Consider the following 12,404-nt stretch of genomic DNA (forward strand, 5'->3'; position numbering starts at 1 on the left):
TTACTCTCCTTCGTATTCTCTTAAAAGAACAACTGTATCAGCTGTATGGCTCCCATCAAGATAATAAAAAAAATAATAACAATATTTGCTAAAGATAATAAAATTTCTACTAGCCTAATGTCTTTTTTCTCTTTTTTGATCCATGATTTAAAAGAACTCATATAGTCTTGTGAATCAATCAACAAATTAACAATCCAATATCCATCTGTTTTTATAAAAGGTAGTAAGTTAATCAAAATATTAAAGCTATTTAAAAAAAAGAGCAGTATTAATATACGTGAAGAATTAACCAACATTATCAAACAAAGAATCCCACTGATCATCATCTGAATCTGAATACCACCTATCATAATTTTTAATTGCTTTTTCTTTGATAGTTGTTCAATAAAATTCACATTCGTGTAAAACATAAATAAGAAAAAATATCTTAACAAAAAACCAAAGCGAAACTGATTCGAACTGATATATTTTTGATAATAGTAATAGTGTCCCAGCTCATGAATCATAGTGATTATCAATTGACCAACATACACAACTACCAGTGTCCTCCAGTCTACTCGCTTCATCTCAGTAAAATAAACTATAAGTTCTTTTTGAAAAAAAAATGGCAAAAGAATCACACCTATTAGGGTGAAAGCAAAACGTATCTTTGTTATAATCGTCGCATCCATAAATTTAAAAAAAACTAAAAAAAATGATTTAGATATAGAAAAACCTTTCAACTTAATATCTAATAACTTTCTTTTTCCTGCACCAAAAATAAAATTGTCAATTGCTGGATCATTCGTACTATCCCCCGATTTATATTCTTTTAAATAATTAATCATATCAATTGTTGATTGGACCATTCGTTCATTATTTGTATTATAGATATAGACACCTTCATCACATTCTATATACTCAAAAAGAACTTGATCTACTTTCAAATAACGTACATCAAGCATATGCGTTCACCACTTTAGCTATACGCCTTATTATTTGTAACATCTTTTGATAGTTTGTATAAAATGATGGCATCAATGTCAATCCATTGTCTTCATCAGAATTAAAATATTGATAACATAATATCCCTGTCTGTTTTAATGACTGAATAATCAAAGGTAGTGCTTGTTTGTCATCTATTGGTATTGCAAACATACAACCTATTCCTCTAAAAGAAATACCATATACATTTAACTCTGTTAAAATAAGTTCATTTAAATTTTGGATATTTTGCACAATTTCTACTTCATGTTGTCGATAATAATTTAAAGTTTCATATGCACTGATCACACCAAGTAAATTACCATTCTGCGTCGAAAAATGTTCTAATTTTTCTTTTTTCAATTCACAAACAATATCATTTGATAACAAAACAACTCCAAACGGTAACATACCATTATTTATTCCTTTACTGAGATTTATAATATCTGGTTTAAAATCTAAATAATGAAAATAAAATGGTTTTCCGGTCCGATAAAAACCAGTTGCCACTTCATCAAAAATAACTATTATACCGTATTTTTTTAGTAAACTTCCTAATTTATTCAAGAATCGAATTGAAGGCATTTTTATACCTGCAGAGCCCAAAACAGGTTCAATAATCATTGCACTATATTCATGGTGATGATATTCAATATGCTTAAAAAAATTCTTCTCCTCTATATCATTCTCCGGAGATTTTATAAATTCCATATTACTCAGTTTAGGTGAATAAATGTCTGTTACTTCTTGATCTAACCCACTGATTGACATCCCTCCCCAAAAAGTACCATGATACCCTTGAGAAAAGGCTAGTATCTTTTGATTGCTTTTATTTATTTGACGCGATATTTTTAATGCCAGCTCGGTACATTCAGACCCACTGTTTGTATAAATAACCTGTTCATAGAATCCTTCTTTATCGGCAAATGTTGCAAGTTTTTTAGCATATTCTTGATAAACTGGGTGATGAAAAGAATGAATATCTAGATAAGTTAAGCTCTTTGATAGTTGTTCAGTGAATCGTTGCCTGATTATCTCATACAATTCTTTTTTATAGCCTAAATTTGTATTCCATAATCCACTTCTTAAATCCACAAATCTCTTCTGCTCTTCATCAAATACATACTCCTCTTCAGCTCGAACAATAGTAGTTTTATGTTCATTCACTTTTGTAATATCACCCATCGGGACTAGATAATTATATTTCATTTTTTTGCACCTCCATCATAATATAATCAGGTTGTTTTTTTATGATTCTTGACGTATAGCCTAATTGTTCACCTAAATGATTTACTTGATCAATGGTGTAAATATTCTTTATTGAATAACCTAACTTTCTACTTCCCTTAGCTGTTTTTGTGTAAATGTTATAGATGAACTTTTTTCCTTGGACAAAGTTTCCTGACATAAATAATTGATCGCTAATCTTATCAATAGAAACCACTCCATCTAATTTTTTTATCTGCCCTGGATTAATAAAATCAAAAATAATCTTACCTTTACTATTTAACACTTTCTTTGCTTCAGACAAAAAATTTGAAAAGATTTGTTCATCAAACAGAGAAACAGAAGTAGCAGGGATAATAATATAACTATACTTTGATGTATGATTAAATTGAGTCAGTTTTTCAATCCCTCCAATATATACACGAGATTTTTCTTCTTCATTTAGAAATTCTAGCATCGCTTGCTCTGGCTCAATTCCGTAGATATCAATCCCATGAGCCAATAAAGGCTTCAAAACACGTCCATTTCCTGTTCCAATTTCCAATACTCGATCGTTTTTAGAAAGCATATCTAGATAATATTCAATATCACCACTTATAGATTCACATGCAACTGCTTCATAGTATTGTGCAAATTCTACTTCTTGATAAATATTATTTATTATATCTATTTCTTTACCATCCCTCAGTTTTTCTTTAAATGTTCCAAAAAAGACTGTTTCAGCTTTATACACTAAACATCAACTCCTGCTGCTCTTTAATTAATTCATCTGTGATTTCTCCATTCTTACTTTTGGCTAATTCAACACAATTTTTCATTTGTGCCTCAAAAATTTCTACAAATAATTGATTAACTTCAAATGTTCGATTACTTGGTACATGTAATGCAAAATAAGTCTCTCTAGTAGAAAAAACTACCCATTCACTGGGATAATTGCCTAAATTAATAGAATCGAATTGATGTTTATTAAATGGTGTAATAAAGGTTAGATGTGCATCCTTTATTGATGCAGCAATACTTACTAACAATGGATAAATTTCATAAAGTCCATTTTTTTTATTCTTATGACTAATTCTACTTTTCCCTAGTTCTATTTCTGAAAATGTACAGTTTATTGATGAAGATACTTGTTTTTTTCTTTGATAATCCAAATAAACTCCATCTGAAAAGATAAATAAACCACGTTCTAATCCGAGTGATAATATTTGAGAATAATCATAAATTCCACTCTTCCTTGTTTCCCAGAATACAGTCCCATTTTCTTTAAATTTCTGTAACAATTTATCTAGCTCTTTTTCGGAAAGCACCTCTAATTCAATATCTTTCGTAAAAGTTCGTAAAGAATTTTTGAACGTGATAATACCAGGAATTTTGCTATCAAAATTTTTTTCCAATTCATCGATATATAATCCATAATTAATTGCACAATTTAGATATACTGAAGGATGAAGCTTCTCTGCATCTTCCAATTGTTCAAAATAAAGATGTTTAATCATGTTCTTTTTAAATATTCTTGGATAAAGACCTGTGAAAAGTGCCATTAAACCATTTTTTAAAACTTGTTCTGATCTGTCTATCTTTTTTTCATAAAACTTAAGTTTATCTCTATCAATATACTGCTTAGTTAGAGAATCTCCATCTTCTATAGACACAGAATGAAATATCGTTGTCTCACTAAATGCATTTAAAAAAGAGATAATTTTAGGCAACCGCTTTGATTTTGAAAAATTGACAAAAATATAGTTTGTATATTCTTGAAACTCTACGTATTCCAATAAATCTAAAAAAGTGTTTGTATCAAAATTATATGTATCAGTACTCAATTCTTCTATAAAAGCACCTTCTCTCATGATATCAGACAGCGCTACATCTTCAATATTTTTTAATACATAGTTGCTTTCTTCTACTAACGTTATTCCAATCATTTCTTCCACTCCACTTTTATTTAATATTTAACTAGTTTAATTATAATGGCCTAATACACCCCGTTTACATTTTCTCTTAACTTCTTAAGTTTTGGTCCCTATTGTCTTTTCTAACATTTACGACTGCCCAAACGTTTAAAGAACTTCAATTTCTAACGAATAAGTTAAAGAACACATAGTTGAAGAAAAAAAATATATATTCTTTCACACCTCATATACTTTAAGTGTGCACAATAAAAATATTTAGGAAAAGAGGAGATAATAGTATGAATAAAATTAAGTTTAAGGAAACAGAAAAAAAGGTAATCAATAGCTTTTGGCATGGTGTAGGTGTAGGTATTGGTATTGGTGCTGCAGTTGTAGTATTAACATAGGGAAATTTTAAGTTAAAAAAACAGGTAACAAAGTAAAATACTACCTGAATATTATTGAGGTGTTAACGTTAGTACGCTTTTGATTCTTGTATTTTTTAACTCAGTAAAAGAAATACCCATATTTAGACTACTAGGAGGTGAGCCAACATGAAATGGTTTTTCCCATCTCCAATCATCATTTTGCCAATTTGGCGATTTTAAGAAGTAAAAAACTATAACTAATATTTTTTATAAAGGAGAGATAATAATGAAATTGATTAAATTTGTAGAGGTAGATCACAAGACATTAAATTCACATGGCACTGATTTTTGGACTGGGGTCGGTATTGGTGCAGGCCTTATTGCAGCAGGTGTAGGTCTTGCTGCATTGACTTAATTAACTAGGAGGAAACGATATGAAAATCAAAATGACTGAATGTACAATTAAAAATCTAAATTGCGGTTGGTGCATGGGAGCTGGAGTACTTGCTGGAGCAGGTGCTAGCGTTGGTATAGCAATCATTATCACATAAGTATAAATAAAAAGGAAGAAGGTGTTCCTTATATGAATCAGAAGTACATCACTGTACTACTATGTTTACTATTCCTACTTGTAGCAATGACGATTTTCGTTAAGCCTGTAGCTATAAAAGCAATATTAGCCATTGCAACAGTTATTTTTAGTGGATATTTTTATTCTTCGTACTTATCCAGTGTGTCTATGAAAGTGAAAAAATAGGAATATAAAAAATCAGTGATTTTAAATTGAAATCACTGATTTTTTATATTCCTATTTTCTCACTAAAAATCTTCTTGCAAATCAGTGCCTAATATGATAAATTAAGTTAGTATGAGCTGAATATTATCGCTCCAAGATCAAGGCAAAGGAGGAAACTTAAAATGGCAAAAGTATGTTACTTCACTGGTCGTAAGACTTCAAGTGGTAATAACCGTTCACATGCGATGAACTCAACAAAACGCACTGTGAAACCTAACTTACAAAAAGTTCGCGTATTAATCGATGGTAAACCTAAAAAAGTTTGGGTGTCAACTCGTGCTTTGAAATCTGGTAAAATCGAACGTGTTTAATAAACTTAAATAAGCAAAGCTGGACGTTCGTTGTTCGGCTTTTTTTATTGCATAAAAAAAAGAGGTTGGACCTTCATCGCATTGATGAAGGTCCAACCTCTTTTTACTTGTCTTTACTTTGAATAACCGCAATCATCCCTGCATCGAAGGAAAAAGCAGCGGCTTCTTCGATAAATTCATTACTTGCATACGATGTTGGGTAAGGAACATCTTGATTGGTTAATAAATATTTACTGCGTCGTAGCGTCAAGTTTTCTACAGGCGTCAAACAGCAGTAGGCCAGATATTCTTTATCTGGCTCTTTCGGTACGATATACGAACCAGGGGCGTAATACTGGATGCTATTTTGACGATCGCATAGACGGATTTGGCGAAGTACACCTTGAAATCGTGGTTCAAAGGGTAACCAAAGATTGGCTAATAAGTGGTCAATTCTGCCCCCTGTCGCACCGATAATCGTCATCTCTGCTTGTGGAAATCGTTGTAAAGCTTCTTGAAGCGCTAATTGTGTATCTGTATCATCTTTTTCAGCAGGTGCTTGAATGAGTGTTTCGGCAGTTTCTTGGACAAAATGGTATTCTTCTCGTGATAATGAATCAAAATCGCCCACCGCTAATTGTAACGGTAAATCGGCCTCTAATAAATGGAGACAGCCGCGATCAATACCTACGAAATAATCATACGTAGCTGGTTCAATGGTTGGCCAATCACTTGGATTGCCCCCAGCTACCAGTAAGACACGACTCATTTGTCTAGCACTGCTCTCAGTGCATCGATTCGTTCTTGAGGATTTTCAGCATTATAAATGTAGGAGCCTGCAACAAACACTTCCGCACCAGCTTCTTTGCAGCGTGCGGCAGTTTCAGGAACAATCCCGCCATCGACTTCAATTTCATAGGTGTATCCTTTTGTTTCTTTCCATTCTTTTAATTGAGCAATTTTTTCTAGTGAGTTTTCAATAAATGATTGTCCGCCAAAACCTGGATTGACAGTCATTACCAAGACTTGATCTGCCAAATCTAATACATTTTCGATCATCGAAAGTGGTGTCCCAGGATTGATGGTTACGCCAGCTTTCACACCCGCATTTTTAATCATTTGTAAGGCACGATGAATATGGGGTGTTGCTTCTTGATGGACGGTAATAATATCCGCACCGGCTTCCGCAAAAGCATTGATATAATTTTCAGGTTGTACAATCATCAAATGAACATCCAATGGTAGTTTTGTCACTGGACGAATCGCTGAAACGATATTCGGTCCTAAGGTAATGTTGGGCACAAATTGACCGTCCATGACATCAACATGAATATAATCTGCTCCTAATTCTTCTACTAAACGGATATCTCTTTCTAAATTGGCAAAATCGGCACTTAAAATGGATGGTGCTAGTTTCATTTGGCTCGCTCCCTTTATATTTGCTATGATTTTTTCTTATAAACAGGTCGTCGATTCTCGATTTCCATTAAAAACTGTAAATAATTTTCGTAACGACTCGTCGCAATGGTTCCCGCTTCCACTTGACGTTTCACTTCACAACCAGGTTCTTTGTGGTGCATACATTCACGAAACTTACAGTGAGAGGCCGCGGCAACAAATTCAGGAAATTGCTTTGGTAATTCCACTGCTTCCATCTCCAAGAAATCGATGGCACTAAATCCTGGTGTATCAGCGACCAAACCGTCGTATAACGGAATCAATTCCACGTGACGGGTCGTATGTTTGCCCCGTCCTAAAGATTGGGAAATTTCCGCAGTTGCTAGTTGTAATTCTGGTGAAATTTGATTCAACAATGTTGATTTTCCAGCGCCTGATTGTCCCATAAAAACAGTCAACCGTTCTGGGAAAAAGCGTTCTAATTCTTTGGTGGCTTCTACGTCTTCCGAAGCGATTACCGCATAACCTAACGCTTCATAAATCTGTTTAATTTCAGTGACTTCTTGACGTTGCGGCTCATCTAATAGATCAACTTTCGTTAAATAAATAACTGGTTCTATATCCTTATACTCTAAGCTGACTAAGAAACGATCCAACAAATTAAACGAAAAATTTGGCGAAACCATACTCATGACAACCACACCTAGATCCACATTTGCAACAGGCGGGCGCACTAATTCATTTCGTCTTGGTAAAATTTCCAACACATAACCATCTGTTAAATTATCGCTTTCAAAAAGTACTTCATCTCCCACGAGTGGCGTAATTTTTCGATTACGAAAATTCCCTCGCGCTCTTGTTTGATATGTTTCTCCATCTGCGTATACATAATAAAAACCGCTTAACGCTTTTCTGATTTGACCTTTCAGATAAACCACTCCTAACTACTTTCGAATATACAGGATAGTGGCAGAGAAATCAAGGGAACCTCTCGATTCTATTAATTAAAAAGAGCCTAGGACATAAGTCGAAATGACTTACCTTCCTAGACCTAAATCTTAAGATAAATGGCGAGACAGGAGCAGCTTCTTCTTATTGCTGAGAAACACTATTTGAAAAGCAAATAGATGTTAAACAGTACCTACTTGGTTCTTGAAGCTAAACACTCCTGTCCCAACCTCTTGTCTTAATTACTCGTACTACTTTCACTAGTGGTGCTTTTTGAATCATTTGCTTTTGAATAATAAACTGTAACAGAGTCGCCTTTTTTGACTTTGCTGCCAGCGGATGGGCTAGTTCGTTCAACGACTTGGCCATCGCCAGAGCCAGATAATCCTTGTTCATTGATTTTAAGGCCAGCGTTATTGATGCTGTCTTCTGCAGCTTTTGGCGAATAACCTGAAATATCAGGAACAGTTACTGAGTCACTGCCTTTGCTGACATGTAAAGTAATCGTGTCATTTTTCGGATCAACAGCGGTACCAGAAGCTGGTTCTTGACTAATCACGGTATCTTTTTCAACTTTGTCGCTTTCTTCGTCCACTCGTTTAATTTGAGATTCTGGGATACCTAAAGCAATTAAGCGACTTACCGCATTATCGTAAGAAATTCCGCTATAATCAGAAAGTGTCACTTTGTCGCTACCTTTACTTACATATAACGTCACTTGGCCATTTTTAGGTGTCACGGTGCCACCTGGTGCGGGGTCTTGCGTAATGACTAAACCTGGTTCTACCGTATCGCTTGCTTGGTCGACACGCGTAATTTGAGATTCAGAAATGCCTAATTGTGCCAATGCATTTACTGCATTTGTGTAAGAATAACCGGCGTAACTAGGCAAAGTAACCGCTTCTGGTCCTTCACTGACCGTTAAAGTGACGTTGTCTTTTTTCGGATCAACTTTTTTACCTGCAGCTGGTTTTTGTTTAATAATGTTATCTGTAGACACAGAATCACTGTATTCTTTTTTTGTTGTAATTTGGTCTTCTGAAAACCCTAGTTTTTTCAAGGCTTCGACAGCAGATTCATACGATTCGTTTGTATAATCGGCCATCTCAATTTTTTCTGTTCCAGAGCTGATATATAAAGTAACAGATCGGCCTTTTTTCACAGATGATTTTGCTTCGGGGTCTGTTTTGACCACCTTGCCTTCTTCAATCTTATCATCGGGAATTTTTTTGGTTTCACTATCGACTTTCAGCCCGGCACTTTGTAGCGCTTGTGAAGCGTCCGCTTTCGTTTCATTTGTAACATCAGGAACTTCAACGTCTTTACCACCCGACATTGCAAAGGCTAAGCCACCTATTGCTAAAGCAATTAATGCCGCAATTGCTAAGCCAATCCACAATTTTTTGCGGTTTTTCTTCGGTGGTTGTTCAGCTAAAATGTCATCTGCGATATCTTCTGGAACTTCGACAGGCGTTGTCTCTTCCGGTTCAGCGATGTCTTCGGGAATCGGAGTTAATACTTTCGTTTCTCCTAATAAAGCCGTTGGTTCCCACGCAGGTTCGTTTAAACGACTGGCTGACAAGGACGTGTATAAGTCTTCTGCCATCTCATTCGCTGTTTTGTAGCGATCGCTTGGGTCTTTTGCTGTTGCATGACGAACCACATTTTCCAATGATTGAGGAATCCCTGGATCAAACATTTTGACAGAGGGAATTTCTTCTTGAAAATGTTTTAAGGCAATCGTTACGGCTGATTCACCATCAAAAGGTACATTCCCTGTTAGCATTTCATAGAGAATAATTCCCACAGCGTAAATATCTGATTGGTTGGTCGCCATGCTTCCGCGCGCTTGTTCTGGCGATAAGTAATGCACCGAACCTAACATTGTGTTCGTTTGCGTAATTGACGTTTCTGACAAGGCAATCGCAATCCCAAAGTCAGTAATTTTGACTGTGCCGTGTTCGTCAATCAGAATGTTTTGCGGTTTTAAATCCCGGTGAATAATTCTATGTTCATGTGCCATTGCAACAGCAGATAAAATTTGTTGCGTAATGTCCACAACTGTGGAATAAGGAATTGGGAAATGCGTTTGGATGTACCGTTTTAAGTCCATTCCTTTCACATATTCCATGACTAAATATTGTAGTCCATCTTCTTCGCCTACATCGTACACACTGACGATATTCGGGTGAACCAGCTCAGTTGCGGCTAGTGCTTCACGCTGAAAACGTCGGATGGCGGCTTGATCGTTTTGGAAGTCAAAGCGCAAGACTTTTACTGCAACGTCTCGGTCTAAAATTAAATCGTGTGCTAAATAGACGTTGGCCATGCCGCCGCTTCCGATGCTGCCAATAATGTGATATCGACCATTCAGCTTCTTGCCGATTTCTATCATTGGTTTTCCTCCTTCTGTTCGTCAAAGTGTATCACTAACACGGTAATGTTATCTAAACCACCTGCTTCATTTGCTTGGGCAACGAGTTGGCTTAATTTGGATTCTAAGGGATCTGACGTCTCTAAAATTTCTAAAATTTTTGTCTCAGGAACCATATTGGTTAAACCGTCCGAGCATAACAGTAAATAGTCATTAGGCAGCCATTCATGATTGGTTACATCGACTTCGACAGTACCAGGCATTCCCAAAGAACGTGTTAGGACATTTTTTCGTGGATGATTTGCAGCCATCTCACGAGTAATCTCCCCTGATTTTACTAGTTCATTCACTAAAGAATGATCTTCTGTTAATTGTAACATGTGTTGGTCACGAACTAAATAAGCACGACTGTCCCCCACATTTGCTAAGACAAATGAATCCGGTAAAAGGATGGCACCAACCACGGTTGTCCCCATTCCTAAATACTCTGGTTTCGATTGTCCGCGTTCATAAATTTTTTCATTTTCCTTTTGAATTGCTTGAATTAACCACTGTGCAGATTTTTCAGCTGAGTCGACAGACGCATTGGACCAACTCTCACCTAAATTATTGACTGCCATTTGGCTAGCGACATCACCTGCTTGGTGACCACCCATGCCATCTGCTAAAACAGCAAAGGTTATGTGTTGTTGGTTCTCAAAAACGTTGGCATAATCTTGGTTCGTATTTCTTTTGCGACCGACATCTGATTGAACGTTGATTTCCAAATTATTTCACCTCATTTGAACTAACTTTCCGCATACAGCAAATAAAGAAGCCATCTGTCATGTATTGATGGGGATACAGAACCAGTTCTTGCTCTTTTACTACTGCTTGGACGTTTTCATTTGCAACAATTTCAATTTTTTCAAATTCAGGGTGTTTGGCTAAAAAGGCTGCCACCACTTCCTGATTTTCTTCTGGCGTAATAGTACAAGTGCTATAGACCATTATACCCCATTGTTTTAGTGTTGGGGCAACACTTTCTAAGATTTCTAACTGAATTTTAGGTAAATTTTGAAAATCATTGGCCGTTTTATGGTATTTAATGTCTGGTTTACGGCGCATTAGCCCTAAGCCTGAACATGGCGCATCAACTAAAATCCGATCAAAGGTTTCTGCGGGAAATTCTTCGGCCACTTGTCGCGCATCAAGCTTTTCTGCTTGGACGACATCCGCCACATGGAGGCGTTGCGCATTTTCATTAATTAGCTTAATTTTGTGCGCATGAATATCTAAAGAAGTCACACGACCACCTGCTTCAGCCTCTAAAAAAGTTGCGATATGAGTCGTTTTGCCACCAGGAGCCGCACAAGCATCCAAGACACGATGATGCGGTTCAATTTGCATCGCTGGAGCCACGAGCATAGAGCTTTCATCTTGAATGGTTAAACAACCGTTAATAAACAGTTCACTGCCAGCTAAGTAGCCTTTTTCAGCGACAACACCATAAGGGGAAAGTTGACTTTCCTTCGCGGTAATCCCTGTTTCTTGTAGTTCTTCCAGCGCTTCTTCTCGTGAAATAAACCGTGTGTTTACTCGGCCACTCGCATGGCTTTTTTCAAATAATGACAAACCCAACTGCCGTGTTTCTTCTTCGCCTAATTGGGCAAGTAATTTTTCTGTTAACCAACGTGGCATGCTAATTTCCGTTGCTAAACGATCAACTGGATCGCTAATTGCGGCCAAACTAGGTGCTCCATTTCGTTGGAACGCCCGCAGCACGCCATTCACGAATTTACCAATCCCAGGATTGCCACGACGTTTGCCAATTTCAACCGCTTCATTAATGACTGCATGATCAGGCACTTTATCTAAATAAAGTAATTGATATAACGATAAAATCAATAAATTTTTCACCCAATTATCGACTTTTTGCGGTTTCTTAACAAATGGTGTTAAGTAGTATTCCAACAATAATTTGCGACTAATTGTGCCGTAGACAAGTTCTGTAAACAAGCGGCCATCTTTCTCGCTTAGTTCTGATTTTGTCATCATTTCATTAAGTAAAAGATTGGAGTACGCCCCACCTTTATCCACACGTTCGATGGTTTCTAAAGCAACGTATCGAACAGAACGTTTTAATTTCTTGGGGATTTTTTCAGCCAT

12 protein-coding genes are annotated in these 12,404 nt (G+C 36.1%); 2 read left to right on the forward strand and 10 right to left on the reverse strand.

Features of this window, described 5'->3' with window-relative positions:
• Nucleotides 1-20: 20 nt before the first annotated feature.
• The 4 genes from IGJ03_RS11545 to IGJ03_RS11560 are packed head-to-tail and all read right to left on the reverse strand — an operon-like array spanning nt 21 to nt 4,115.
• Nucleotides 21-944 carry a hypothetical protein gene (locus IGJ03_RS11545; RefSeq protein ID WP_002370096.1) on the reverse strand — a complete coding sequence of 308 codons (924 nt, stop codon included), beginning with the start codon at nt 942-944 and terminating at the stop codon, nt 21-23.
• Nucleotides 937-2,172: an aminotransferase class III-fold pyridoxal phosphate-dependent enzyme gene (locus tag IGJ03_RS11550; RefSeq protein WP_002370098.1), complete on the reverse strand. Its 1,236-nt coding sequence runs from the start codon at nt 2,170-2,172 to the stop codon at nt 937-939. Before IGJ03_RS11550 ends, IGJ03_RS11545 begins: the two co-directional genes overlap by 8 nt.
• On the reverse strand, nt 2,162-2,923 hold the full coding sequence (locus IGJ03_RS11555; protein WP_002380958.1) for a class I SAM-dependent methyltransferase: 762 nt from the start codon (nt 2,921-2,923) through the stop codon (nt 2,162-2,164). Before IGJ03_RS11555 ends, IGJ03_RS11550 begins: the two co-directional genes overlap by 11 nt.
• Nucleotides 2,916-4,115, reverse strand: a complete 1,200-nt coding sequence (locus IGJ03_RS11560; protein WP_375804775.1) for a hypothetical protein — start codon at nt 4,113-4,115, stop codon at nt 2,916-2,918. Before IGJ03_RS11560 ends, IGJ03_RS11555 begins: the two co-directional genes overlap by 8 nt.
• A 621-nt stretch (nt 4,116-4,736) precedes the next feature.
• Here IGJ03_RS11560 and IGJ03_RS11565 point away from each other — a divergent pair.
• Both IGJ03_RS11565 and rpmB read left to right on the forward strand, forming a co-directional pair.
• Nucleotides 4,737-4,865, forward strand: coding sequence for a hypothetical protein (locus IGJ03_RS11565; protein ID WP_002386259.1), 129 nt, complete (start codon nt 4,737-4,739; stop codon nt 4,863-4,865).
• Nucleotides 4,866-5,368: 503 nt separating this feature from the next.
• On the forward strand, nt 5,369-5,557 hold the full coding sequence (gene rpmB / locus IGJ03_RS11570) for a 50S ribosomal protein L28 (protein WP_002354928.1): 189 nt from the start codon (nt 5,369-5,371) through the stop codon (nt 5,555-5,557).
• A gap of 103 nt (nt 5,558-5,660) precedes the next feature.
• On the opposite strand, the gene IGJ03_RS11575 is transcribed toward rpmB, so the two are convergent.
• From IGJ03_RS11575 to rsmB, 6 genes are all read right to left on the reverse strand, one after another.
• Nucleotides 5,661-6,305: a thiamine diphosphokinase gene (locus IGJ03_RS11575; protein ID WP_002361010.1), complete on the reverse strand. Its 645-nt coding sequence runs from the start codon at nt 6,303-6,305 to the stop codon at nt 5,661-5,663.
• On the reverse strand, nt 6,302-6,955 hold the full coding sequence (gene rpe, locus IGJ03_RS11580) for a ribulose-phosphate 3-epimerase (protein ID WP_002354925.1): 654 nt from the start codon (nt 6,953-6,955) through the stop codon (nt 6,302-6,304). The genes IGJ03_RS11575 and rpe overlap by 4 nt, the downstream gene beginning before the upstream one ends.
• Before the next feature lie 23 nt (nt 6,956-6,978).
• Nucleotides 6,979-7,872 (reverse strand): ribosome small subunit-dependent GTPase A, encoded by an 894-nt coding sequence (gene rsgA, locus IGJ03_RS11585; protein WP_002359046.1) that lies wholly within the window; start codon nt 7,870-7,872, stop codon nt 6,979-6,981.
• Nucleotides 7,873-8,120: 248 nt separating this feature from the next.
• Nucleotides 8,121-10,277 carry a serine/threonine protein kinase IreK gene (gene ireK / locus IGJ03_RS11590; RefSeq protein ID WP_002370103.1) on the reverse strand — a complete coding sequence of 719 codons (2,157 nt, stop codon included), beginning with the start codon at nt 10,275-10,277 and terminating at the stop codon, nt 8,121-8,123.
• Nucleotides 10,274-11,023, reverse strand: coding sequence for a Stp1/IreP family PP2C-type Ser/Thr phosphatase (locus tag IGJ03_RS11595; protein WP_002354922.1), 750 nt, complete (start codon nt 11,021-11,023; stop codon nt 10,274-10,276). Before IGJ03_RS11595 ends, ireK begins: the two co-directional genes overlap by 4 nt.
• A gap of 1 nt (nt 11,024) precedes the next feature.
• On the reverse strand, nt 11,025-12,404 hold the full coding sequence (gene rsmB, locus IGJ03_RS11600) for a 16S rRNA (cytosine(967)-C(5))-methyltransferase RsmB (RefSeq protein ID WP_375804776.1): 1,380 nt from the start codon (nt 12,402-12,404) through the stop codon (nt 11,025-11,027).

The sequence above is a fragment of the Enterococcus sp. DIV1315a genome (assembly GCF_051712325.1).
Classification (GTDB): Bacteria; Bacillota; Bacilli; order Lactobacillales; family Enterococcaceae; genus Enterococcus; species Enterococcus faecalis.

Excerpts from the sequence above, each read along its gene's own strand:
- ireK (WP_002370103.1), bottom strand. The coding sequence starts at position 10,277 with ATGATAGAAATCGGCAAGAAGCTGAATGGTCGATATCACATTATTGGC.
- rpmB (WP_002354928.1), top strand. The coding sequence starts at position 5,369 with ATGGCAAAAGTATGTTACTTCACTGGTCGTAAGACTTCAAGTGGTAAT.
- IGJ03_RS11575 (WP_002361010.1), bottom strand. The coding sequence starts at position 6,305 with ATGAGTCGTGTCTTACTGGTAGCTGGGGGCAATCCAAGTGATTGGCCA.
- IGJ03_RS11545 (WP_002370096.1), bottom strand. The coding sequence starts at position 944 with ATGCTTGATGTACGTTATTTGAAAGTAGATCAAGTTCTTTTTGAGTAT.
- IGJ03_RS11565 (WP_002386259.1), top strand. The coding sequence starts at position 4,737 with ATGAAATTGATTAAATTTGTAGAGGTAGATCACAAGACATTAAATTCA.
- rsmB (WP_375804776.1), bottom strand. The coding sequence starts at position 12,404 with ATGGCTGAAAAAATCCCCAAGAAATTAAAACGTTCTGTTCGATACGTT.
- IGJ03_RS11550 (WP_002370098.1), bottom strand. The coding sequence starts at position 2,172 with ATGAAATATAATTATCTAGTCCCGATGGGTGATATTACAAAAGTGAAT.
- rpe (WP_002354925.1), bottom strand. The coding sequence starts at position 6,955 with ATGAAACTAGCACCATCCATTTTAAGTGCCGATTTTGCCAATTTAGAA.
- IGJ03_RS11560 (WP_375804775.1), bottom strand. The coding sequence starts at position 4,115 with ATGATTGGAATAACGTTAGTAGAAGAAAGCAACTATGTATTAAAAAAT.